22 protein-coding genes are annotated in these 23,648 nt (G+C 70.9%); 7 read left to right on the top strand and 15 right to left on the bottom strand.

Annotated features, from left to right (window positions below):
• Positions 1–7: 7 nt before the first annotated feature.
• The 4 genes from ACFY36_RS46250 to ACFY36_RS46235 are packed head-to-tail and all read right to left on the bottom strand — an operon-like array spanning position 8 to position 3,778.
• On the bottom strand, positions 8–637 hold the full coding sequence (locus ACFY36_RS46250; protein ID WP_499752299.1) for an acetyltransferase: 630 nt from the start codon (positions 635–637) through the stop codon (positions 8–10).
• Positions 634–1,749: a DegT/DnrJ/EryC1/StrS family aminotransferase gene (locus ACFY36_RS46245; RefSeq protein ID WP_499752298.1), complete on the bottom strand. Its 1,116-nt coding sequence runs from the start codon at positions 1,747–1,749 to the stop codon at positions 634–636. The genes ACFY36_RS46250 and ACFY36_RS46245 overlap by 4 nt, the downstream gene beginning before the upstream one ends.
• Before the next feature lie 8 nt (positions 1,750–1,757).
• Positions 1,758–2,723 (bottom strand): NAD-dependent epimerase/dehydratase family protein, encoded by a 966-nt coding sequence (locus tag ACFY36_RS46240; RefSeq protein WP_499752297.1) that lies wholly within the window; start codon positions 2,721–2,723, stop codon positions 1,758–1,760.
• On the bottom strand, positions 2,720–3,778 hold the full coding sequence (locus ACFY36_RS46235; RefSeq protein WP_499752424.1) for a Gfo/Idh/MocA family protein: 1,059 nt from the start codon (positions 3,776–3,778) through the stop codon (positions 2,720–2,722). Before ACFY36_RS46235 ends, ACFY36_RS46240 begins: the two co-directional genes overlap by 4 nt.
• Before the next feature lie 230 nt (positions 3,779–4,008).
• Here ACFY36_RS46235 and ACFY36_RS46230 point away from each other — a divergent pair, with 230 nt between their 5' ends.
• The gene (locus tag ACFY36_RS46230) at positions 4,009–4,599 is read left to right on the top strand and encodes an acyltransferase (protein ID WP_499752296.1); all 591 of its coding nucleotides are present in this window, start codon (positions 4,009–4,011) and stop codon (positions 4,597–4,599) included.
• A gap of 34 nt (positions 4,600–4,633) precedes the next feature.
• Positions 4,634–6,433 carry an alkyl/aryl-sulfatase gene (locus ACFY36_RS46225; protein WP_499752295.1) on the top strand — a complete coding sequence of 600 codons (1,800 nt, stop codon included), beginning with the start codon at positions 4,634–4,636 and terminating at the stop codon, positions 6,431–6,433.
• 37 nt (positions 6,434–6,470) lie between these two features.
• On the opposite strand, the gene ACFY36_RS46220 is transcribed toward ACFY36_RS46225, so the two are convergent.
• Positions 6,471–7,403 (bottom strand): endo-1,4-beta-xylanase, encoded by a 933-nt coding sequence (locus tag ACFY36_RS46220; RefSeq protein WP_499752294.1) that lies wholly within the window; start codon positions 7,401–7,403, stop codon positions 6,471–6,473.
• Between the two features lie 365 nt (positions 7,404–7,768).
• Here ACFY36_RS46220 and ACFY36_RS46215 point away from each other — a divergent pair, with 365 nt between their 5' ends.
• The 4 genes from ACFY36_RS46215 to ACFY36_RS46200 all read left to right on the top strand — a co-directional run bounded on the left by ACFY36_RS46215 (position 7,769) and on the right by ACFY36_RS46200 (position 12,453).
• Complete coding sequence (locus ACFY36_RS46215) at positions 7,769–9,628, top strand: glycoside hydrolase family 15 protein (RefSeq protein ID WP_499752293.1); 1,860 nt, start codon at positions 7,769–7,771, stop codon at positions 9,626–9,628.
• Positions 9,625–10,401, top strand: a complete 777-nt coding sequence (locus ACFY36_RS46210) for a SigB/SigF/SigG family RNA polymerase sigma factor (RefSeq protein WP_499752292.1) — start codon at positions 9,625–9,627, stop codon at positions 10,399–10,401. The genes ACFY36_RS46215 and ACFY36_RS46210 overlap by 4 nt, the downstream gene beginning before the upstream one ends.
• A 92-nt stretch (positions 10,402–10,493) precedes the next feature.
• The gene (locus ACFY36_RS46205; RefSeq protein ID WP_499752291.1) at positions 10,494–12,068 is read left to right on the top strand and encodes a methyl-accepting chemotaxis protein; all 1,575 of its coding nucleotides are present in this window, start codon (positions 10,494–10,496) and stop codon (positions 12,066–12,068) included.
• Between the two features lie 7 nt (positions 12,069–12,075).
• Positions 12,076–12,453, top strand: coding sequence for a YccF domain-containing protein (locus ACFY36_RS46200; protein ID WP_499752290.1), 378 nt, complete (start codon positions 12,076–12,078; stop codon positions 12,451–12,453).
• Positions 12,454–12,464: 11 nt separating this feature from the next.
• Here the strand turns inward: ACFY36_RS46200 and ACFY36_RS46195 are convergent, their stop codons facing one another.
• Positions 12,465–13,226, bottom strand: coding sequence for an SDR family oxidoreductase (locus ACFY36_RS46195; protein ID WP_499752289.1), 762 nt, complete (start codon positions 13,224–13,226; stop codon positions 12,465–12,467).
• 181 nt (positions 13,227–13,407) lie between these two features.
• On the opposite strand from ACFY36_RS46195, the gene ACFY36_RS46190 reads away from it, so the two are divergent.
• Positions 13,408–15,726, top strand: a complete 2,319-nt coding sequence (locus ACFY36_RS46190) for an FdhF/YdeP family oxidoreductase (RefSeq protein ID WP_499752288.1) — start codon at positions 13,408–13,410, stop codon at positions 15,724–15,726.
• Here ACFY36_RS46190 and ACFY36_RS46185 read toward each other — a convergent pair.
• From ACFY36_RS46185 to ACFY36_RS46145, 9 genes are all read right to left on the bottom strand, one after another.
• On the bottom strand, positions 15,710–15,934 hold the full coding sequence (locus ACFY36_RS46185) for a hypothetical protein (RefSeq protein ID WP_499752287.1): 225 nt from the start codon (positions 15,932–15,934) through the stop codon (positions 15,710–15,712). The two genes, ACFY36_RS46190 and ACFY36_RS46185, sit on opposite strands and share 17 nt — an antisense overlap.
• A gap of 215 nt (positions 15,935–16,149) precedes the next feature.
• Positions 16,150–16,611, bottom strand: a complete 462-nt coding sequence (locus tag ACFY36_RS46180) for a tetratricopeptide repeat protein (protein WP_499752286.1) — start codon at positions 16,609–16,611, stop codon at positions 16,150–16,152.
• A gap of 458 nt (positions 16,612–17,069) precedes the next feature.
• Positions 17,070–18,254: an outer membrane protein assembly factor BamB family protein gene (locus tag ACFY36_RS46175; protein ID WP_499752285.1), complete on the bottom strand. Its 1,185-nt coding sequence runs from the start codon at positions 18,252–18,254 to the stop codon at positions 17,070–17,072.
• 196 nt (positions 18,255–18,450) lie between these two features.
• The gene (locus tag ACFY36_RS46170) at positions 18,451–18,960 is read right to left on the bottom strand and encodes a methyltransferase family protein (RefSeq protein WP_499752284.1); all 510 of its coding nucleotides are present in this window, start codon (positions 18,958–18,960) and stop codon (positions 18,451–18,453) included.
• Between the two features lie 31 nt (positions 18,961–18,991).
• A complete protein-coding gene (locus tag ACFY36_RS46165) occupies positions 18,992–19,672 on the bottom strand; it encodes an SDR family NAD(P)-dependent oxidoreductase (protein ID WP_499752283.1) in 681 nt (226 codons plus the stop codon).
• 44 nt (positions 19,673–19,716) lie between these two features.
• Positions 19,717–20,907 carry a M20 metallopeptidase family protein gene (locus tag ACFY36_RS46160; RefSeq protein WP_499752282.1) on the bottom strand — a complete coding sequence of 397 codons (1,191 nt, stop codon included), beginning with the start codon at positions 20,905–20,907 and terminating at the stop codon, positions 19,717–19,719.
• 77 nt (positions 20,908–20,984) lie between these two features.
• Positions 20,985–21,296, bottom strand: a complete 312-nt coding sequence (locus tag ACFY36_RS46155) for a nuclear transport factor 2 family protein (RefSeq protein ID WP_499752281.1) — start codon at positions 21,294–21,296, stop codon at positions 20,985–20,987.
• A gap of 13 nt (positions 21,297–21,309) precedes the next feature.
• Positions 21,310–22,803 carry a glycerol kinase GlpK gene (glpK, locus tag ACFY36_RS46150; protein ID WP_499752280.1) on the bottom strand — a complete coding sequence of 498 codons (1,494 nt, stop codon included), beginning with the start codon at positions 22,801–22,803 and terminating at the stop codon, positions 21,310–21,312.
• A 21-nt stretch (positions 22,804–22,824) separates the two neighbouring features.
• Positions 22,825–23,586: an IclR family transcriptional regulator gene (locus tag ACFY36_RS46145; RefSeq protein WP_499752279.1), complete on the bottom strand. Its 762-nt coding sequence runs from the start codon at positions 23,584–23,586 to the stop codon at positions 22,825–22,827.
• Positions 23,587–23,648 lie beyond the last annotated feature (62 nt).

The raw sequence follows: 23,648 nt of genomic DNA, 5'->3' as shown, positions 1-23,648 counted from the left end.
CTGGCTCCTAAGAAGTTGAGCGGATCAGGCGGGCCGGGTTGCCGGCCCAGACCTCGCCGGCGGGCACGTCGCGCAGCACGACCGAGCCCATGCCGACCAGGGATCGGGCGCCGACTTTCACGCCCTCGCGGACGAGGGCGCCGCTTCCGACGTACGCCTCCTCGTCGAGCACCGCGCCGCCGCCCAGCCGCACGCCGGAGGCGATGGTGCAGTAGTCGCCGACACGGTCGTCGTGGGTGAGCACGGCCTGCGGCATGACGGCCACGTGCGACCCGACAACGACATCAGCGGTCAGCACCGTGCCCGCCAGCAGCACCGTGCCGGGGCCGATCGTGCTGCCGGCGCCGACCGACGCGAGCGGGTGCACGACTGTGGCGTACCGGCTCTCGGGTAGCCCGAGACGCTCGACGATGCTCCGCCGGGCGGTGAAGTTGCGCGGGTTGCCCACGCAGACCACGACCGCGGCGTCCATGTCGCGGGCCATCTCGACCAGACCGAGGATCGGCAGGCCCGAGCGGGTCGTGCCGTGCAGCTCCGGGTTGTCGTCGAGGAAGCCCAGGACGTTCCAGTCGTCGCGGGCGGCCGACGCGGTCTCCCGCGCGAAGCCGCCCGCCCCGACGATGACCAGGTCCGTCACGGCCTGGCCAGCTCCCGCAGGACACCCACGATGTGGTCCTGGTCGTCCTCGGTGAGCTTGTGGTGCAGCGGCAGGATGAGCGAGTCGCGGGTGATGCGCTCGGTCACCGGCAGCGGGCCGGGCGTGACGTCGGCGTAGGCCGGCTCCAGGTGGGCCGCCATGATGCCGCGCCGCGCCGAGACGCCCCGGCGGGCCAGTTCGGCCAGCACGTCGTCCCGGCTCGTCCCGTATTCGCCGTTGATGAGAACCCAGAACGACTGGTAGTTCGTCTGCCCGTGGGCCGGGTCGCGGACCGGCACCAGGCCGTCGATGCCGGCGAGCAGCTCGTGGTACCGCGCCGCCTTGGCCCGGCGGTCGGCGACCAGGCCGGGAAGCCGGCCGAGCTGCACGAGCCCGACCGCGGCCTGGATGTCGGTCATCCGGTAGTTGTAGGCGGTCTCCAGGTAGGCCTCGAGCACCGGCTGGCTGCTCTTGTGCCGGTCGGCCGCGGAGACGTTCATGCCGTGCTCGCGCAGCCGCTTCAGGCGTACGGCCCGGTCGGCGTCGTCGAGCGTCACCATGCCGCCCTCACCGGTGGTGATGAGCTTGCGCGGGTGGAACGACCAGGCGGCCAGGGTGGCGCCGGTGCCGGCCGGCTGGCCGTACGCCGTGGAGCCGGCCGCGCAGGCCGCGTCCTCGACCAGCTCGACGCCCCAGCCCGCGGCCGCCTTGCGCAACCCGTCGGTGTCGAACGGGACGCCGCCCTGGTGGACCGCGATGATCGCCCGGGTGCGCGGCGTCCGTACGGCGTCAATGGTCTCGGTCGTGAGGTTGCCCGTGGCCAGGTCGACGTCGGCGAAGACCGGGGTCGCGCCGACATAACGGACCGCGTTGGCGGTCGCGATGAACGACAGCGACGGGACGATGACTTCGTCTTTTTGCCCGACGCCGAGCGCCACCAGCGCGAGATGCAGCGCGGTCGTGCACGAGCTGACCGCGACGCCCTGTGAGGCGCCGACGACGGCCGCGAACTCCTGCTCGAAGCGGGCCACGCGCGGGCCTTGAGCGACCCAGCCTGAGCGCACGGCCTCGGCGGCCGCCTGGGCTTCTTCCTCGCCCAGCTGCGGAATCATGACGGGGATCATTTCGACGACCGCCACCAGTCGACGAGGCCCTCGAGGCCCTGCTTCAAGGTGAGTTCGGCCGTGAAGCCGAGCTTCTCGGTGGCGGCGCTGGTGTCGGCCAGGCGGCGGGTGACGCCGTTGACCGCGCGGGCCGGCCCGAACTCGGGCGCGAGGTCGCTCTTCATGACCTCGCTGAGCGCGGCGGCCAGGTCGCGCAGGCTCGTCTCGGTGGCGCTGGCGATGTTGAAGACCTCGTCGGTCACGTCGGCCTGGGCGGCCAGGATGTTGGCCCGGGCGATGTCGGCCACGTGCACGAAGTCCATCGTGGCGAGGCCGTCGCCCAGGATCAGCGGCGGGGTGCCGGCGTCGATGCGCTCCATCCAGCGGATGAGGACCTCGGTGTAGAGGCCGTGGATGTCCATCCGCGGGCCGTACACGTTGAAGTAGCGCAGGGCGACGTAGTCGAGGCCCTTCATGGCGTGGAAGCTGCGCAGGGTGGCCTCGTTGAAGGCCTTCGCGGCGCCGTAGAAGGTGTCGTTGTTGTACGGGTGGTGGCGCTCCGTGGTCGGGAACTCCTCGGCCAGGCCGTAGACCGACGCCGACGAGGACGCGATCAGCTTCTTGACGCCGGCCTCGGCCGCCGCCTCGACCACGTTGAAGGTGCCGTCGACGAGCACCTCGTTGGCCAGCCGGGGCTCCTCGGCGCACTGCGTGATGCGGATGGCGGCCAGGTGGAAGACCAGGTCCTTGCCCGCGGTCACCCGCTTGACGAGCTCGACATCGCGGATGTCGCCCTCGACCAGCTCGACCGGGCCGTTCTCCAGGGCCCAGGCCAGGTTGTCCCGGCGGCCGCGGACGAAGTTGTCCAGCACCACGATCTCGGCGGCCCCGCCGCGAACCAGCTCGTCGACGACGTGCGAGCCGATGGTGCCCGCCCCGCCCGTGACGAGGGCGCGCGCGCCCTCGATCTGTACGCCCGTCACGCCATGTGCCCTTCATCGAGTTTGATCATTGTGCCGCCCTCGGCCAGGCTACGCGAGGCCGCCTGGAGGATCTCGAGGACGCGGAGACCGGACCGGCCGTCGGTCAGCGCCGGCTCGCCGGAGGTGATGGCCCGCGCGTATTCGTCGACCATCGTGCGCAGCGCCTCCCGCTCGGTCAGCGCCGGCGCGACCATGTCGCCGGAGCGGTACGAGACGAGGATGTCACGGCGCTGCTCGTCGCCCAGCTCCTCGGGCGAGGCCACGTCGACGCCGCGGTCGTAGATGGCCACGCGCTGGCTCGGGTTGAGGTCGTCCCAGACCAGGGTCCGCTTCGACCCGCCGACGATGGTCGTGCGGATTTTGACCGGGGACAGCCAGTTGACATGGATGTGGGCGATCGCGCCGTTGCTGAGCTCCAGCGTCAGATAGGCCACACATGCCCGGCCCGCGCCGATTCCGTCGGCTCCGTGCGCGGCGACCGCGACCGGGCGTACCGAATCGGGAAGAACGAAGTCGAGAATGGACAGGTCGTGCGGCGCGAGGTCCCACACCACGTCGATGTCGCGCTGGACCAGGCCCAGGTTGATCCGCACCGAGTCGAGGAAGTGCAGCTCGCCCAGCTCGCCCGAGCGCAGCAGCTCGCGGATGCGCAGCACGGCCGGGGTGTAGCAGTAGGTGTGGTCGCACATCAGGGTCAGGCCGCGGCGGTCGGCCTCCTCGACCAGCAGGCGGCCCTCTTCGTACGTGGCGGCCAGTGGCTTCTCCACGAGGACATGTTTGCCGGCCTTCAGCGCCGCCATGGCGACCGGCAGGTGAGTGCCGGCGGGCGTGGCGATGGCGACGGCCTGGACCTCGGGGTCGGCGAGCACCTCGTCCAGGTCCGCGGTGACCTGGACGGTCGAGTAGCCGCCGAGCACACGGCGGGCCCTTTCGACGTCGAGGTCGCAGAGCCAGCGCAGCCGGAAGGCCGGCGTGGCCTGAAAGTTGCGGACGAGGTTGGGGCCCCAGTATCCGGCCCCGACGACGGCGATTCCGATGGGAGTAGTCACGAACATCCTCATCCGGTGCACGGTGGACGGGTTCCGTGCCGGAAGCTATCGATCCCGATGGGCTTCCCGGAAGGGGCTTGAGAGAAATCCGCCCGAGGCCCCCAGGGGCCGCCGGTACGTTCGGTTGAGGTCGTCGGACTCTCGGTCAAAGTGGACGACGACCATCGGTTGGATTGCGCCGCTGGGTCGATTTCGCGACACCGTTTCTTGTTCGGGGGCCGATAGTCTGCCCGGCTATGACTCAGGTAGCACCGACAGCCGACGTCGATACCCGTGCATCTCTCGGCGAAGGCACCCGAATCTGGCATCTCGCTCAGATCCGGGAAGATGCCGTGCTGGGCCGCAATTGCAACGTCGGGCGCGGCGCCTACGTCGGGCCGGGCGTCGTCATCGGCGACAACTGCAAGCTCCAGAACCACGCGCTGGTCTACGAGCCGGCCGTGCTGGGCGACGGCGTCTTCATCGGCCCGGCCGTGGTGCTCACCAACGACGAATATCCGCGCGCGGTCACGACCGACGGCCGGCTCAAGACCGGCGACGACTGGCACGCGGTCGGCGTGACGATCGGCGACGGCGCGGCCATCGGCGCCCGGTCGGTGTGCGTGGCCCCGGTGACGATCGGCCGCTGGGCGCTGGTCGCCGCGGGCGCGGTCGTCACCAAGGACGTGCCCGACTACGCGCTCGTGGTCGGCGTCCCCGCGCGCCGCGTCGGCTGGGTCGGCCGGGCCGGCCGCCCTCTGGAGAGCAAGGGCGACGGCCTGTGGGTCTGCCCCGAGACCGGCGAGACCTACCGCGAGGACGGGGAGGGCCTCACCCTCGCTGGGTGAAGACCCGATCGGGGCCGGCCGAGAGGCTGGCCCCATGAGCGAGCTGCGACACGACGACCGGGCCGACTTCGACGACGCCGACCGCGGCCGGATCGGCGGGCTGGAACCCTGCGTGGTGACCAACACCGAGGGCCGCGTGGTCTGGGACAACGACTCCTTCGGATTCCTCGATGCGGAGTGCCCGGACACGGCGAACCCGAGTCTGTGGAGACAGTCGCAGCTGTGCGCCAAGCAGGGGCTCTACGAGGTCACCGACGGCATCTACCAGGTGCGCGGGCTCGACCTGTCGAACATGACCCTGGTCGAGGGCGACACCGGGGTCATCGTCATCGACCCGCTGGTGTCGCGGGAGGTCGCGGCGGCCGCCCTGCGGCTCTACCGCGATCACCGGGGTGAGCGGCCGGTCACCGGGGTCATCTACACCCACTCGCACATCGACCACTTCGGCGGCGTGGCCGGCGTGGTCGACGGCGAGGTGCCGATCCTGGCGCCCGAGGGCTTCCTCGAGCACGCGGTGGCCGAGAACGTCTACGCCGGCACGGCGATGCTGCGCCGCGGCATGTACCACACCGGCAGCCCGCTCCCCCGCAGCCCGCGCGGCCTGATCGGCACCGGCCTGGGCCAGACGGCCTCCACCGGCGAGGTGACCCTGCTGGCGCCGACGGTCGACATCACGCACACCGGCCAGGAGGAGGTGCTCGACGGGGTCCGCATCATCTTCCAGGTCACGCCGAACACCGAGGCGCCCTCGGAGATGAACTTCTTCTTCCCGGACCGCCGCGCGCTGTGCCTGGCCGAGAACGCCACCCACAACCTGCACAACGTGCTGACGCTGCGCGGCGCCGTGGTCCGGGACGCCCGCATGTGGTCGCGCTATCTGAACGAGGCGATCACCCTGTTCGGCGGCCGGGCCGACGTCGCCTTCGCCTCGCACCATTGGCCGACGTGGGGGCGGGAGCGGATCGCCACCTTCGTTTCGCAACAGCGGGACCTGTACGCCTACTTGCACGACCAGACGCTGCGAATGCTCAACCAGGGCCTGACCGGGGCCGAGATCGCCGAGGTGATCGAGCTGCCGCCGGAGCTGGACGGCGCCTGGCACACCCGCGGTTACTACGGCTCGGTCAGCCACAACGTCAAGGCGATCTACCAGCGCTATCTGGGCTGGTTCGACGGCAATCCGGCGCATCTGTGGGAGCACCCGCCGGTCGAGTCGGCCCGGCGCTACGTCGACTGCCTGGGCGGCGCCGACGCCGTGGTGGCCAAGGCGCGGGAGTACATCGCCCACGACGATCCCCGCTTCGCCGTTCAGTTGCTGAACCACGCCGTGTTCGCCGAGCCCGGCCACGCCGGCGCCAAGGAACTGCTGGCCGAGGTCTACCAGCGGCTCGGCTTCGGCGCCGAGAACGGCACGTGGCGCAACTTCTACCTGACCGGCGCCCAGGAACTGCGTGAGGGGATCCCGACCGGCACCGACGAGGTGAACGCGGCCGGGATGGCCGGGGCGCTCACGGTCGAGCAGCTCTTCGACTCGATCGCGATCCGGGTCGACGGGCCGCGGGCGTGGACGGCCGGTTTCAGCGTCGAGTGGACCTTCACCGATCTCGGCGTCTCGCACCGGATGGTCCTGTCGAACGGCGCGCTGATCCACTGGCCGGCCGAGCCGTCGGGCGGCGCCGACCTGCGGGTGACGCTGGTCAAGGCCGATCTGCTGGCCCTGCTGGCCGGCCGGGGCACGGGCGGGGCCCGGCTCGACGGCGATCCCAAGGTTCTTCAGCGGCTGGCCGAGGTGCTCGACGAGCCCGACCCGTCGTTCGCGATCGTGACGCCGTGAGACGCCGCCCGGGCCGGCGGGCCCGGGCGGCGCGGTCTCAGCGGCGTGCTCCGTTCAGGGTGTCGCGCAGGGCGTAGTACGCCGGCTTCTTGGAGAAGTCGTCCCACATGACCGTCGCGGCGCCTTCCGAGGGGAAGAAGACCGGGACCCACGAGTACTTGTCGGTGAAGCCCCAGATCGTGAACGAGTTGCAGCCGTCGACGGCCAGGCAGGCGTCGAGGACGGTCTTGTAGTACGTGGCCTGGGTGGTCAGCTGCTCGGCGGTCGGCACGCCGCTCGCCGGCAGGTCCATCCGGACGTCGAGCTCGGTGATCGCGGTGTGCAGGCCGAGGTCGTCGAAGCGCTGGAGCACGCCCGCGAGCTGGTCCGGCGCCCCGTATCGCATGCTCAGGTGGGCCTGCGAAGCGAAGCCGTGCAGCGGCACCTTCTGTGCGAGAAGTTGCTCGGCCAGTGCCTCATAGGCGTCGACCTTCACGCCCGGCCACTCGACGCCGTAGTCGTTGAGGAACAGCTGGGCCCTGGGGTCGGCCTGGTGAGCCCAGCGGAACGCGTCGGCCACGATGCCCGGGCCGAGCTCCCGGATGAAGATGTTCTCCTGCCGGTACTCGCCGTTCTCGTTGAAGATCTCGTTGGCCACGTCCCACTGCTGGATCTTGCCGCGGTAGTGGCCGACCACCGTGAAGATGTGGTTCTTGAGGATCGAGCGCAGCTCGGCCTTGGTGAACGTGCCCTCGTTCAGCCAGGCCGGGTTCTGGCTGTGCCACAGCAGCGTGTGACCGCGGAGGACCTGGCCGTTGGCCCGGGCGAAACGCACGATGGCGTCGGCCGGGCCGAAGTTGTACCGGTTGCGCTCGGGGTGGATGAACTCCCATTTCATCTGGTTCTCGGGCGAGACCGAATTGAACTCACGGGCCAGGACCTTCCGGTACGGCCGGTCGTACGTGAACGGATCGGGGTAGGGCTGGTCCACGTGGTGCCCGCCGCCCGCGACCGCGGATCCGATCCGCAAGTCTCGGGGCGCGGCCGCGCGCAGCGTCTTTCCGTCGCCGTGACCATGGGCCAGGGCCGGTTGAGCACCAAGGGCAAGCAGGGGAAGCGTAAAAAGAGCGACCAGTGCCTTTCTCACAGAGACTCCTTTGAATATGCCGACAGAACGGGCCTGATCGGTGGCGATCATGGAAGCCCGTAACTTCCGGAGTTCCCTCGAAACTTAGGGGGATCAAAGGTGTCCGTCAATGTCCGGGGCCCGCTTCACCCCTGGCGCATGAGGCCATTCGGCGGAAAACGTCTCATGCTGCCAATGACCTTGTACCGCTCGGCCACGCGGAGGCCGCCATGTCCGACTACCCGCTCATCGCCGACCACGGCCTCATCGGCGACCTCCAGACCGCGGCGCTCGTCGCCACCGACGGCACCCTCGACTGGTTCTGCGCGCCCCGCTTCGACTCGCCCAGCATCTTCGGGGCGCTGCTCGACCCGGTCCGCGGCGGCCGGTTCGCCATCCGGCCCACCGACAGCGACCACACCGCCAAGCAGCTCTACCTGCCCGACAGCGCCGTGCTGGTCACGCGCTTCATGACCGCCGGCGGCGTCGGCGAGGTCGTCGACTTCATGCCGATCGACGGCGACGAGAAGAGACACCGGCTGGTCCGCCTGGTCCGCTGCGTGCGCGGCGAGATGGCCTTCTCCATCCATGTGGCACCGCGTTTCGACTACGGCCGCGAGGCGTTCGAGACCCGGATGGCCGACGACGGTGTGGTCTTCGAGGGCCCCCGTACCGCGCTGACGGTCCGGCTGATCCGCGAGCCCACCGACTGGCGGGCCGAGGCCCGGGTCGACAACGGCGACGTCCACGCCGAGCTGCGGCTCAGCGCGGGCGAGGTCCGCGGCGCGCTGCTCGAGACCGGCGTCGGCGGCCCGCTGGACGCCGTCCGCGTGGCCGAGGCGCTACGGCTGTTCGACGAGACCGTCGACTTCTGGGAGTCCTGGCTCGGCCGGTGTACCTACGCGGGCCGCTGGCGCGAGATGGTCAACCGCTCGGCCATAACCCTCAAACTCATGACGTACGCCCCGACGGGCGCCCTGATCGCGGCGCCGACCGCCGCCCTGCCCGAGCAGATCGGCGGCGAGCGCAACTGGGACTACCGCTACACGTGGGTCCGCGACGCCTCGTTCTCGGTGTACTCGCTGCTCTCCCTCGGCTTCACCGACGAGGCGTGGGCCCTCGCCATCTGGCTGCGCGACCGGGTCGACGAGCAGACCGAGAAGAACGGCGGCGGCCCGCTGCACATCATGTACCGGGTCGACGGGTCGAGCGACCTGAGCGAGGAGATCCTGCCGCACTGGAGCGGCTATCGCGGCTCCGCGCCGGTGCGCATCGGCAACGGCGCGGCCGGCCAGCTCCAGCTCGACATCTACGGCGAGGCGATGGACAGCATCTACGTCGCCGGCCGCAACGGCCTCGCCCCCGGGCACCAGGGCTGGATGGCCATCCGCGACCTGCTCGACTGGGTCGCGGCCAACTGGTCGCAGCCCGAGGAGGGCATCTGGGAGACCCGCGGCGGCCGCCAGGACTTCACCTACGGGCGGCTGATGTGCTGGGTCGCGCTCGACCGCGGTCTGCGGATGGCCGCCGAGCACGGCCGGCCGGCCCCGCTGGAGACGTGGCGGCGCGAACGCGACGCCATCTACACCGAGATCATGACCCGGGGCTGGAGCCCGGAACGGCAGGCGTTCCGGCAGCACTACGGCACCGAGGTGCTCGACTCGTCGCTGCTGCGCATGCCGACGGTCGGCTTCATCACGCCGGGCGATCCGCGCTGGGCCTCCACGCTGCGCGCGATGGAGAAGGAGCTGGTCACCGACAGCCTGGTCTACCGGTACGACCCGGCGGCCTCACCGGACGGCCTCCAAGGCTCCGAGGGCACGTTCTCGCTGTGCACGTTCGCTTACGTCTCGGCCCTGGCCGCCGCCGGCGAGCTCGACCGGGCCCGGTTCACCTTCGAGAAGATGCTGACGTACGCCAACCATCTGGGCCTGTTCTCCGAGGAGATCGGGCTGACCGGCGAGCAGCTGGGCAACTTCCCGCAGGCGTTCACCCACCTGGCCCTGATCGACGCCGCGGTCACCCTCGACCGGGAGCTCGACCGGCATCCCCGGGCCGCGGCCCGCCGGCACACCCGGGCGGCCCGATGACCGCCGTCGTCACCGCCGCCCCGCCGGCGTTCGACCGGGACGCCCGCGACCTGGTGGCGGCGGTCGCCCGGCTCTCCACCCGGCATCCCGCCTATCCGGCGCTGCGCGAACGGGCCATCGAGGCGTGGCTGTCGCTGGCCCGGCACCTGGCCTATCGCTACATCGGGCGGGGCGAGCCGGCCGAGGACCTGCTCCAGGTGGCCGCGCTCGGCCTGGTCAAGGCGGTCGACCGCTACGACGGCTCGCGTGGCGTCGAGTTCACCACGTTCGCCGTGCCCACCATCGTCGGCGAGCTCAAGCGGCATTTCCGGGACCGCACGTGGTCGGTGCGGGTGCCGCGCCGCCTCCAGGAGCTGCGCTCGGCGATCGCCGAGGCCGACAACGACCTCACCCACCGCCTCGGCCGCCGGCCGACCATCGCCGACCTGGCCGAGGACCTGAGCATCGGCGTCGAGGAGGTGATCGAGGGGATGGAGGGCGCCAGCGCGTACACGGCGGCCAGCCTGTCCGCGCCCACCGGGGCCGACGGCGACTCCGATCTGGCCTCGACGCTCGGCGTCGAGGAGCGCGGCTACGCCCTGGTCGACCTGCGCCTGGCCCTCGGACCGGCCCTGGACACCCTCGACGAGCGGGAACAGCGCATCCTGGCCCGCGACTTCTACGGCAACCTCACCCAGCGCCAGATCGCCGAGCTCGAGGGCATCTCCCAGATGCACGTGTCCCGCCTGCGCACCCGGGCCCTGGCCAAGCTCCGCCGTTACCTTGAAATCTGAAGCTTTCCTTGACCGCCGCCGCTCGCTGCCGATCAAACGTCGGACAGCAGGACGGATGAGAGCGGGAAACGGTGAAGTCAGCAGCACGCTGGGTGCGCAATCGCAAGGTCACTACGAAGATCCTCGGAGTGGCGGGCGTGGCCGTCGCCGGCACGGTGGTCACCGGGGCGCTCAGCCTGGTCGGCATCGAGGAGCTGCGCGGTGAGCGCGAGGCCGAGCTGAAGCGCGCGGTCCCGTACATCACCAGCCTCAACCAGGCCGCGCTGGAGGCGAAGGCCGCGGCCAACGACGAGCGTGGCTACCTGATCGCCGGCGACACCGACTTCCGAGCGGAGGCGCTCGCCGCCCAGAAGACGCTGAACACCGAGCTCGCGGCCGCTCGCGCCCTCGGCAGCGCCTCCGAGCAGGCCGCGGTCGACAAGATCAAGAAGGCCACGGACGCCTGGTTCGCGGCGCTCGAGGACGAGTTCACCACCTTCGGCACCGACCGGCAGGAGGCGATCAAGGCCGCCTTCGGCGACAACCGCGAGCTGCGCAAGACGTACGAGTCCCTGATGTCGGCCGAGATCACCCGGGCCAACGAGGCGCTCGTCGCGGGCGAGGAGTTCGACGCCACGGTCGACCGCACCCGGACCGAGATCATGATCGCCTTCGCCGCCTCGGTCGGCCTCGCGGCCGTGCTGGCCATCGTCGCCGCCCAGATGATCGTGCGGCCGCTGCGGAAGGTCTCCGAGGTGCTCGACGCCGTGGCCGAGGGCGATCTGACGAAGGACACCGACGTCGACCAGCGCGACGAGGTCGGGCACATGGCGGACAGCTTGCGCCGGGCCACGACCTCCATGCGAACAGCCATGGGAGATCTCTCAGCGCAGGCGAAGGCCCTGGACGAAGCCGCCTCCTCGCTGGCCTCCGTCAGCAGCGAGAGCTCGGCGAGCTCGCGGGAGGGCGCCGAGCAGGCCGCCGCCGTGGCCGCCTCGGCCGAGGTCATGTCGTCGAACATCCAGACCGTCGCGGCCGGGGCCGAGGAGATGGGCGCGTCGATCCGCGAGATCAGCCAGAGCGCCATGCAGGCCGCCCAGGTCGCCAACCAGGCGGTCGACATCACCGCCGCCACCAGCACGGTCATGGCCCGGCTGGGCGAGTCGTCGGCCGAGATCGGCGCCGTGGTCAAGGCGATCACGTCGATCGCCGAGCAGACCAACCTGCTCGCCCTGAACGCGACCATCGAGGCCGCGCGGGCCGGTGAGAGCGGCAAGGGCTTCGCCGTGGTCGCCTCCGAGGTGAAGGACCTGGCGCAGGAGACGGCGAAGGCGACCGAGGACATCAGCCGCCGGGTCGCCGCCATCCAGACCGACACCACGGGCGCGATCACCGCCATCGAGCAGATCAGCGAGACGATCGCGCGGATCAACGACTTCCAGACCACGATCGCCTCGGCGGTCGAGGAGCAGACGGTCACCACCAACGAGATGAGCCGCAGCGTGGCCGAGGCCGCGTCGGCCGGCGGCGAGGTGGCGGGCACGGTGGGCCAGGTCGCGGCCTCGGTGCGGGCCACCACGGCCGGCGTCGACGAGGCCCACGAGGCGGCCGGCCGCCTGACCCGGATGTCGGCCGAGCTCGACCAACTGGTCGGCCGTTTCACCATCGGTGGCGCTCCCCGGTCATGATTGACGGGTGCGACTGATCCTGAACATCCTCTGGTTCATCTTCGGCAGCGGCTTCCTGCTGGCCATCGCGTACGGGATCGCGGCGCTGATCTGCTTCGCGCTGATCGTCACGATCCCGTTCGGGGTGGCCGCGCTGCGTCTCGCGGTCTATTCGCTGTGGCCGTTCGGGCGGACCATCGTCAGCCGCCCCGACGCCGGCGTCGCCTCGGGCGTCGCCAACATCCTGTGGGTGGTCCTGGCCGGCTGGTGGCTGGCCCTGAGCCACATCGTCACCGGCGTGGCCCAGTGCGTCACCATCATCGGCATCCCGTTCGGCATCGCCAACTTCAAACTGGTACCGGCCGCGTTCTGGCCCCTGGGCCGCGAGATCGTCGACCTGGACTGAGCCGGCCGTGCTCAGTTGATCGGGGAGATCATGCCGCCGTTGACGTAGACGGTCTGTGCGGTCACCCAGCGGGTCTCGGGGGCGACCAGGAAACGCATGACCGGCACGACATCGGCCGGGTCGCCGAGGTCGCCGCTGATCGTCATGCCGCTGAGCCAGGCGATCGTCTCCGGGGTCTCGGCGTTGTAGAAGAAGCTGGTCTTCTGCGGGCCGGGCGCGATGCAGTTGACGGTGACGCCGCGGGGGCCGATCTCCTTGGCGAACGCCTTGGTGAAGTGCTCCACCGGAGCCTTGCTGCCGGCGTAGGCCGAGTAGGTGGCGGCGGTGACCGCGACCTGGGTGGTCACGATGTTCACGACGCGGCCGTTGTCGGCCATCTTCGTGAACGCCTCCTTCATGAAGAAGTACGGGATCTTCGCGTTGATGGCGAACGACCGGTCGTAGTCGTCCTCGGTCGTCTCGGCCAGCGGCTTGCGAATGATGAGCCCGGCCGTGTTGACCAGGATGTCCCAGTGGCCGAACTGTTCGACCGTGTCGTCGACCAACGCGGCGATGGCCGCCGTGTTCGTCAGGTCGCCCTGGTGGGAAGCGGCGCGCACGCCGCGCGACTGGAGGTCCTTGAGCACGGCGTCGGCCTCACCCGCCCGGCCCGGGCTGTTGTAGTGGACCATGACGTCGGCGCCGTCCTCCGCGAGCGCCTCCGCGAACAGCTTTCCGATGTTGGCCGAGCCGCCGGCGACGATGGCGGCCTTGCCGTTGAGCTTGCCGGTCATGTCATTTCCCTTCGAACGTAGGGAGCTCTTCTCCGGAGACTGCCACGGATGACGTCGGGTGTGACGATCCGCAGGTTTGAAATCTGGGGAACATCCTGACCAGGTTCTTGATCAACTTCGGTCGCGACGATGTGACGGCGGCCCTATGCAGCGTTTCGGTCGCGCCCGTTGTCTAGTAGATATGGACGAGTTGAGGGGCCGGGGCGCGCCCGGTTCGGCGGCGCCCGGGTGCGGGCCGGGTGGCGACGGCGTGGTCGCCCAGCGCGACTACACACACCCGTCGGCGGGGTGGGGTGCGGCGCGGTCGGTGGGCCAGGTGCTGGCGCGCAGCCGCGAGCCGGTCACCGGTGTGCGGGCGATGCTGAAGATGAACCAGGAGAAGGGCGGCTTCGACTGCCCCGGCTGCGCGTGGCCCGACGACCCGAAAGGGCTTCATCTCGACCTGTGTGAGAACGGCGTCAAGCACGTCACGTGGGAGATGACCGGCAAGCGTACGGACCGGGCGTTCTTCGCCGGGCACACCGTGACCGAGCTGTCGGGCTGGAGCGACTACGCCCTGGAGAACCAGGGCCGGCTCACCGAGCCGATGCGCTACGACGCGGCCACCGACAAATATGTGCCGATCGGCTGGGACGACGCGTTCGCCCTGGCCGGGCAACATCTGCGGGCGCTGTCCAGCCCTGATGAGGCCGCTTTCTACACCTCCGGGCGGCTGGCCAACGAGGCCACCTTCCTCTATCAGCTGTGGGTGCGCGAGTTCGGCACGAACAATCTGCCCGACTGCTCGAACATGTGCCACGAGGCGAGCGGCCGCGCGCTGACGGCGTCGATCGGCACCGGCAAGGGCACTGTCGACATCACCGACTGGGAGAAGGCCGACCTCATCTGGGTCATGGGCGTCAACGCGGCGTCCAACGCGCCCCGCATGCTGACGGCGCTCTCCGACGCGTACCAGCGAGGCGCCAACATCGTCCACATCAACCCGCTGGTCGAGGCCGCGTCGCGGCGCACCATCGTGCCGCACGAGTTCGTCGCGATGGGCACGTTCCGGTCGACGCCGACCGGCAGCATGGACGTGCAGCCGCGCATCGGCGGCGACCTGGCCCTCGTGCGCGGCGTGGCCAAGGTGGTGTTCGAGCGGGACGCCCTCGACCACGAGTTCCTGGCCCGCCACACGACGGGCGTGGCCACCTATCGGGCGCGGTGCGCCGGCGCCTCGTGGGACGAGATCGTCGAGGCGTCCGGCGTGGACGAGGCGACCATCCGTACGCTCGCGGACGGTTACATCGCGGCCAACCGCGCCATCGTCTCGTGGTGTCTCGGCGTCACCCAGCAGGACCACGGCGTCGACACGGTCCGTGAGATCGTGAACCTGTTGCTGCTGCGCGGCAACATCGGGCGCGAGGGCGCCGGCCCGTGCCCGATCCGCGGGCACAGCAACGTGCAGGGCAACCGGACCTGCGGCATCGACCATCGCCCCTCCCCCGCCTTCCTCGACAGGCTGGCCGAGGTCTGCGAGATCGATCCGCCGCGTGAGCACGGGCTCGATACGGTCGCCACGCTCCAGGCCATGAACGAGGGCCGGGTGAAAGTCTTCGTCGGCATGGGCGGCAACTTCGCGATGGCGGCGCCCGACACGGCGTACACCATCTCGGGTCTCCGCCAGTGCTCACTCACCGTGCACGTCAGCACCAAGCTGAACCGAAGCCATCTGGTCCATGGCGCGGACGCGCTGATCCTGCCGTGCCTGGGCCGCACCGAGCGTGACCTCCAGGCGTCGGGCGAGCAGGTGATCACGGTGGAGGACTCGATGAGCATGGTCCACGCGTCCCGGGGCCATCGCCGGCCGGCGTCGCCGGGCCTGCTCTCCGAGCCGGCCATCATCGCCGGGCTGGCGCAGGCTTCACTTCCCGGCAGCCGTACGCCATGGAAGGCGTACATCGCGGACTATGACCGCATTCGCGACACGATGGCCCGGGTGCTCGACGGCTTCGAGGGCGTGAACCACCGGGCGCGGCAGCCGCACGGCTTCCGCCTCCGGCAGCCGGCGCGCGAGCGGGTGTGGCTGACACCGACCGGCCGGGCCGCGTTCTCCGACAGCGGCCTGCCGGCCCTCGACCCCGGCGACGGCTGCCTGATGCTGGGGACGATGCGCTCGCACGACCAGTGGAACACCACGGTCTATTCGGACAACGACCGCTACCGCGGTTTGAGGAACCTGCGCACCGCCGTCTTCCTCAACCGCGACGACATGCGGCGGCTCGGGCTGTCCGAGTTCGATCGGGTGGATGTGACGTCGTACGCCAAGGACGGCACCACCCGCAGCGTCTACGGCTATCGCGCGGTGGCGTACGACATTCCGCCGGGAAACGCCGCGGGCTACATGCCGGAGATGAACGTGTTGTGCGCGGCCGGCGACTACAGCCCGCAGAGCGGCCAGCCGCTGATGAAGCACCTGCGCGTCAAGGTGCGCAAGGCGGTGGTCACATCGAGCGAATGACCGCGATCGCCCAGCTCATCCGCCGGGCCGCCGCTTCCGGGTGCTCGCCGGCCTCACCGGCCAGGTGAGCCGCGCACCCCCGGATGCCCAGCGCGTGGAGCGTCACCGTGATCGCGGCCCGCACCTGGGCCGGCGAGGGCTGGTCGGAGGGCTGAAGCCGCGACGCGAACAGAGCCTCGGCCCGAGCCGTGTCAAAGGTCGTCCGCACGGCGGACCGGAGTCGCTGGGGTGTCGCCTCGCTTCGCGCAAGAGTGGTCGTCGACATGCCAGTTACCCTCGTCCTCGCCGGCCCGGGTGTCATCGAGGCCAGCGCCCACTCCCGACTACCAGCCAGCAGGCATCCCCTCTCGCCCGGAGCGACAGCGCGAGAAGAGCCCGGCCCGGCCGTCCTCTACCCCGACGTGGCAGCGCACCGTCTGAATGTCACGGGGAGCTCAGCTGCTGGGTCATCCGATCCAGACCGTCCCTGATCAGCCGTCCGTAGTCGGTGTCGCCGAGCGGGCTCATCCTCTCGCGCGCCTGCTGGAGGTGTTCGCGGGCGAGGTCGAGGTCGCCGAGGCGGCGGTGGCAGTCGGCCAGGCTGAGATGCAGCGACGGATACAGGGCGGCCACCGTCATCGGCACACCCGCCTCGGCCACCCGCTCGTCGGTGAGCCGGGCGGCCGCGGTCAGGGCGCGCTCGTCCCACAGAAGCTCCTGACGGACGTCGTCCTGCACGTCGGCGGCCGAATGCGCAAGAACGCACACGTGCAGCGGGTCGCCGCGCTCACCGCCGATATCCACCCAGATCCGCGCGAACATCTCGCGCGCCCCGTCCCGGTCACCTTGGCCGTGGTGCCGCGCGACCGCCTCGCCGATGCGGTCGAGCGTCGGATCTGTGGTCACCGGCACATCCCATCATAACGCCGTCAAAAAACTCGTAGCGGCCGTTAGAGGACCGTCAAAATCCGCCGATGGACGGGCTGAACGGCGTTGATTCGTTATGTGAACGACGAAGTGGGCCCGTGTAAACCGCTGGTGTTGACCGGCATCGTCCTGACCGGTCTGGCGGTCCTGTCCTGGGAGACGCACGGCACCCCCGCTTCCGGCACCACCGAAATGCCGGCCTCGCACGGCCCTCTCACCACGCTGGGCGTCGGCGCGCTCGTGCTCGCGCTGCACCTGGTCCTGTTGCACTGCCTCCGGCACACCACCAACCGCGCGATCCTGACCGCGACGGCCGCGCTGGCCGTGCTGATCTGCACCGCCCTGCTGGTCACCGGCCATCAGGCCCAGCGGATGCGCTCCCCCAGGCACGAGTCCCTCGACTCCCTGCTGCTGCACGACCGAGCGGCCGCGGTCAGCTACGAGCCGGGCAGCGCACACGTCATGAGCCGCCCCTGGCCGAGCACGTGGAACACTCCGTCGTCCCCGGCGATCATCCGGTCGATCCCCGACGGAACGCGGAGCAGACCGGTCGGCTCGCCGTCCGGTCCGACGGCGACGACCGAGCCGTCCCGCACGCTGAACAGCGCCCGGCCGGTGACGAGGATCCCCGGCCCGGCCACGCCTTGGAGCAGGCGGTGGCCGACGGTTCCGCCGTCCAGGTCGACCACGGCGACGCCGCCTTCGTCCACCAGCCACATCGTGCCCCCGCCGATCACTGGCGGCAGCGCCGCGAGATCCCGCGAATGGCGCCACAGCACGTCCACACCCCGCCGGATGTCGAACGCCATGACCGTACGCGCCCCACTGACAAAGACGACACGACCGTCATCGTCGACACCGAACGCACGCCCGCCATCCGGAGAACGCACAGGATCCGGAAGACCGATTTCCCCGAGGAGTACGCCGGAGCCCCCCAGCAGGAGCAGCACGGCCCGCTCAGCCGCCGCAACCAGAAGTGCCGCGCCCCGCCCCGCCGGCGCGCCCGAAAGGCCGACCGCCGAAAGGCCGACCCCCGGAAGGCCCGCCGCCGCAAAGCCGGACGCCGCAAGACCCGCCGCCGGAAGGCCCGCCGCAAGGCCGGACGCCGCAAGACCCGCCGCCGGAAGGCCCGCCGCAAGGCCGGACGCCGCAAGACCCGCTGGCGGAAGGCCCCCTGTAGGAAAGCCGGACGCCGGATCCAGCGCCGCCGGCCATGACAAGGCGTCGGTCGGGGCGTCGGCCAGCGGAAGGCGGCTTCCGTCGGCGAGTGACAGCCGCGTCAGTGGCTCGTAACCCCGCCAGCCGCCGGTGAAGACCGAGTCGCCGCAAGCCGTGACATAGCGGCTGAACCCGAGGCCGGTCACCGACCACAGCCGACGTCCGCTCCGGAGGTCGAGGCAGTCGAGCGTGCCGCGCTGGCTCAGATGGAAGCACCGCTCGCCCGCGATGACGACCGTGCCCCAGGATCCCTCGACGCGCTGCTCCCAGAGCAGCTCGCCGTCCCGCGCGTCCAGGCCGGCCAACCTCGAGTGCCGCTCCGCCACGACGACCAACCCGGCCGACGCCGCCAGCGCGCCCGAACGGAGATGCAACGATCGGGACCACAACACGTCCACCGGCACGATCGCGGACCTTACGCCCTTCACCAGCACGCCGAAACGCATAAGGCCGGCTGAGGAGGGGTGACACGGCCTCCGACCAGAAGATGAGGGCGCCGCAAGCCCGACAACCGCGACGCCCAGTGAGGCGAAGGCACCGCAAGCCCGACAACCGCGACGCCCAGTGAGGCGGAGGCGCTGGGATGAGCGGGCGCGCGCTTCAGTGAGGGTCGCCGCGCCACGGGGTCAGGCGGGGCCACCAACCGGGGACGGCCTGGCGGTAGGTCGTGTACTCGGTGCCGAAGCGGCGTGTCAGGGCCGGCTGCTCGTAGGCGATGACGAACGCGACCATGGCGGCCGTGGCCAAAGCGGCGTAGACGAGCAGGACCGGGCGCCACAACAGCAGGGACTGGCCGAGAATGGCCGCTGTGACCGCCAGGTACATCGGGTTGCGGACGTAGCGGTACACGCCGCCCACCACCAGGTGGGTGGGCGGCGCGGTCGGCGCGGGGGTGCCGAGGCCCTCGACCACGAAACGGATGAAGGCCTGGATCAGGAAGGCCGTTCCGGCCAGCAGGATCAGCACGCCCAGGAGCCGGGCCGGCAGCCAGTGCGCGAACGGGGCGCCGACGTGCCAGCCGGTCAGCAGCCAGGGCACCAGGGCGGCCACTGTTCCCGGGGCCAGGGCGAAGAAGACCGCGCTGCCGGCCGCGGCGAAGCTCCTGCGCACGCCGTCCATTGTGCCGCCCGCTTGGCGGATGTCACCAGGTCAGGTCGGGGCCGTCCAGGGACAGGTAGCGGGGCGACTCGGGGTCGGTGCTGTCCAGCAGGCGGGCCAGGCGCTCGGCGGCGAGCGTGGCCGGGGTGGTGGCGTCGGCGGCGCCCATGGCGGTGGTCAAGGCTCCGGGGTGGACGGCCCAGCAGCGGACCCGGCCGGCCAGTTCGGCGGCCAGGGCGATGGTGAGCATGTTCTGGGCGGCCTTCGAGATCCGGTACGCGTAGCTGGTCCGGCGGTCGGCGAAGGCGCCGGCGGCCTGGGCCGAGAGGGAGCCCAGCCGGGACGTCACGTTGACGATCAGCGGGGCCGGGGCGGCGAGCAGGCCGGGCAGCAGGGCCTGAGCCAGGCGCAGCGGGCCGGCCACGTTGACGTCGACCGTGTCGAGGATGGTCTGCGGGTCGGTGCTCTCCAAGGGGCGGGCCGGCGCTCCGATGCCGGCGTTGTTGATCAGGGCGTCGACCGGGCGGCCGCCGACGGCCGCGAGCAGGCCGGGGCCGACCGGTTCCCGGACGTCCTGGTGGACCAGGCGGACCCGGTCACGGCCGGCGGTCTCGGTGCGTACGCAGGCCACGACCTCCCAGCCCTCGTCGGCCAGGCGGGTGGTCAGGGCCGCGCCGAGGCCCCGGCCCGCGCCGGTGATCACTGCCAGCCGGGTCTGCGTCATCCGCTGACCCAAGCGGCAACTGGCGGCGCGGGCAAGGGCATGGATCACACGGCTGCGGCGCGGGTGGTGAGCCAGGCCGACATGGCGCGGACGCCGTGGGCGATGGCCCGCTCGTCGGGGTCGAAGGTGGCGAAGTGCGGGTAGCTGGTCTCTATGCCCGAGCGGGGGCGCCGGACGCCCAGGAACGTGTATGTGCCGGGGAGGTGGTCCAGGAACAGCGCGAAGTCCTCACCGCTGAACGGCAGCGCGGCGTGGATGGTGCGGACCCGGGAGGGGCCGAGCGTGCGCTGGAGATGACGTTTCAAGGCCTCGCCCTCGGGCCGGGGGCACACCATGGCGGGGAACGGGTCAGAGGGGAACGTGACGGCGGTGCCGGCCCGTTCGGTGATCTTCGCGCGGATGGCGGGGTGGCGTGAGGCGGGCCAGCAGCGGTAGGAGAACTGCACCTCGTTTCCGGTCGCGCGGGCCTGGGCGACGACGGAACGGGCCAGCGGGCCGTCCGGTTTCTGGATGTCGGCGATCAGGCGCGAGAGGTCTCGGGGCGTGGCCGGGCGGGCAACGGTGCTCAAGGAGTTGATGTCGGCGGCCAGCGCCGTTGCGGCCTCGGCAGTCGGAAGGGTGACGAATCCCCGGTCCTGACCGGGCAGGCCGGTGCCGGGGGTCACCGCGAAGTCGCCGACCGGGAACGGGCCGCAGTGCAGGGCATGGATCTCGGAGGCGCGGATGAGGTCGAGGACGCCGTCGGCCAGCATGGCGGCCGCGCCGGTCAGGGACTCTTCGGCCGGCTGGAAGACGAAGGCGACCGTGCCCGCGAAGGAGCGCCGGGCCAGGGTGGTGGCGATGCCGACGCCGATCGTGGTGTGCAGGTCGTGGCCGCAGAAGTGGGCGGGCGTGGCCACGCCGCCGATCTGGTCGGACGGTGGGACGGCGTCCATGTCGGCGCGGTAGGCGACAGTGCGGCACGGGCGGTCGCCGCGCAGGAGCGCGACGACGCCGTGGCCGCCCACGCCCGTGGTGACGTCGAGACCGGCCGCCCGGAGGCGGCGGGCCACCACCGCGGCGGTCCGCTCCTCCTGGCCGGGGCCCTCGGGATGGGCGTGCAGGTCGCGGCGCAGGGCGATCAGGTCGTCGTCGACGGGGCGGGCGGCGGCGGGAGCAGGCGACGGCAGGGTGGCGGCCACGCCGGCGGCGGCAGCGCCACCGAGGAACAGGCGTCGGCTTACGGTGTGCGACATGGGGATCAGCCTGCCGGGGCGGGCCCGGGCGGCGCAGTGATGCCAGGCCCCCGGTTGGGGGTATACCTAGCCCTACCTCAGGCCCGGATCGTCATCCGGGAGATCCGTGATCCGACAACACGGAACGTGAAGTGGCTCGGACCGTTGAAGCCGTTCCCGCCGACCTCGGCCGTGATCGTCGTGTCGGCGCCCCGCCGGCTGACGTCGGTGACCTTCAGCGAGACCTGCTTGCCGATGAACTCGCCGTCGCTCCAGCCCCGGATGGCCGAGGCGCCGCGGAACTCCCGCCCCCAGTCGTCGACCACACCGTCGGCGGTGAAGGCGGCCAGGAAGGCGTCGATGTCGTTCGCGTTGGCCGCGTCGAGCGCGCGCTGGACGGGCTCGTCCATGTCTCCCCCAAGGTCAAGAAGGGCGTGTCCAGTCGAAGGTACGCTCCACCGCGCGCTGCCAGTTGCGGTACTCGGCGGTCCGCACCTGGGGGTCCATGGTGGGCAGCCACTGCGCCGCCCGGTGCCAGTTCTGCCGCAGTCCCTCCAGGTCGGGCCAGTAGTCGACGGCCAGGCCGGCTGCGTAGGCGGCGCCCAACGAGACCGTCTCGGCGGCCAGAGGGCGTACCACCGGAACGTCGAGAACATCGGCTATGGACTGCATGAGCAGATTGTCGGCCGTCATGCCGCCGTCGACACGCAGCGTCGTCAGGTCGAGGCCGGAGTCGGCGTTCATCGCGTCCACCACCTCGCGGGTCTGCCAAGCGGTCGCCTCCAGCACGGCCCGGGCCAGGTGACCCTTCGTGATGTACGACGTGAGGCCCACGATCACTCCCCGTGCCTCGCTGCGCCAGTACGGTGCGTACAGGCCGGAGAACGCCGGCACGATGTAGCACCCTCCGTTGTCGGCGACCGTGCGGGCCAGCGTCTCGATCTCGGGCGCGCTGGCGATCAGTTCGAGCTGGTCGCGGAACCACTGCACCAGTGAGCCGGTGATGGCGATGGAGCCCTCCAGGGCGTACGCCGCCTGCCCGCCCTCGATCTGATAAGCGACCGTGCTGAGCAGCCCGTGCGTCGAGCGCACCAGCTCCTGGCCCGTGTTCAGGAGCAAAAAGCTTCCGGTTCCGTACGTGCATTTGGCCTCACCCGGCGAGAAACACGTCTGCCCGAACAGGGCGGCCTGCTGATCGCCGAGGGCGGCCCCGATGCGTACACCCGGAAAGCCCGCGACGGCCGTGCCGAACACACCGACCGAGGGCCGGATCTCGGGCAGCATGGCCCTCGGGACGCCGAAGAAGGCGAGGGCGGCCGGCGACCAGTCGAGGCTGTGCACGTCGAGCAGCATCGTGCGGCTGGCGTTGGTGACGTCGGTGACGTGCAGGCCGCCGGTGAGCTTCCAGATCAGCCAGGTCTCCATGGTGCCGAACAGGATCTCGCCCCGTTCGGCGCGTTCGCGCAGCTCGGGGCGCTGGTCGAGCATCCATCGCACGCGCGGGCCGGAGAAGTACGTGGCAATCGGCAGGCCCGAGTCGTGTTCGACCGTTTTCGCGCCCTCGGCGCCGAGCAGGTCCCGTACGAGATCGTCGGTCCTGGTGTCCTGCCAGACGATCGCGTGGCCGACCGGCACACCGGTGTCGCGCTCCCAGAGCAGGGTGGTCTCGCGCTGGTTGGCGATGCCGACCGCGGCCACCTGCTCCTCGGTGATGCCGGCGTTGCGCAGGGCCTCGGGCGCCAGCTTCTCGACGTTGCGCCAGATCTCGGCGGCGTCGTGCTCCACCCAGCCGGGCTTGGGGTAATACTGCTTGTGCTCGTGCTGGGCCAGGGAGACGAGCCGGCCACGGCGATCGAAGACGATGCACCGGGTGGACGTGGTGCCCTGGTCGATGGCGACTACGTAACGCTCGGTCATGGTTCCCTCCCCAGAAACGTGTCAGCGCCGGGCGGCTCCGAGATCGCGCGAGATGGCGCGGGCCGCCTCCCGGACGAGGGCGACGAGGTGCTGATGCGGGCGGTAGTGGCTGTCGCAGATCCGCTCGACGAGGCCGCTGATGCCGACCGCGCCGACGACCAGGCCGCCGGAGCCGCGGATGGGCGCCGCCACGGCGGCGGTGCCGGGCGTCATCTCCTCGATCTCCAGGCTCCAGCCCGTCTCGCGCACCCGCGCCAGCTCGACCTCGAGCGCGGGAAGGGAGCGGATGGTGCGGCGGGTGAAACGGGGCAGATCGGAAAGACCGGAGGAACGGTAGGCCAGCAGCACCTTGCCCAGCGCGGTTGCGTGCAGGGGCAGCAGGCTGCCGACGTCGAGGGTCTGGAACGTGTCGTCGGGGCGGAAGACGTGGTGGACGACGAGGACCTGTCCGTCGTGGATCGTGCCGACGCGGACCGCCTCGCCGCTGCGCGCGGCCAGCGGGTCGGCCCAGTTGATGGCGTGCGAGCGCAGCTCGTTGACGTCGAGATGGCCGTGGCCGAGCTGGAGCAGGGCCGAGCCGAGCCGGTAGTGCCCGGAGAGCCGGTCCTGTTCGACGAAGCCGACGTGGCGCAGGGTGGCCAGGATGCCGTGCGTGGTGGGCTTGGCCAGGTCGAGCGAGCGGGCGATCTCGCCCAGGCTCAGGTGCCCCGATCCACCGGACTCTCCGGCGAGCAGGCGCAGCACGGCGGCGGCCCGCTCGATGGATTGCACTGTTCCGGGCACATTGCCGACTCTATGCCACCACGTGAACATCCACTGTGACTAATGTTCGGCATTGTCGAACG

The organism is Actinoplanes sp. NPDC000266, from assembly GCF_042899005.1.
Lineage (GTDB): Bacteria > Actinomycetota > Actinomycetes > Mycobacteriales > Micromonosporaceae > Actinoplanes.
Note: the sequence above shows the minus strand (reverse complement) of the source record. Positions and strands in the feature narration are given on the sequence as shown.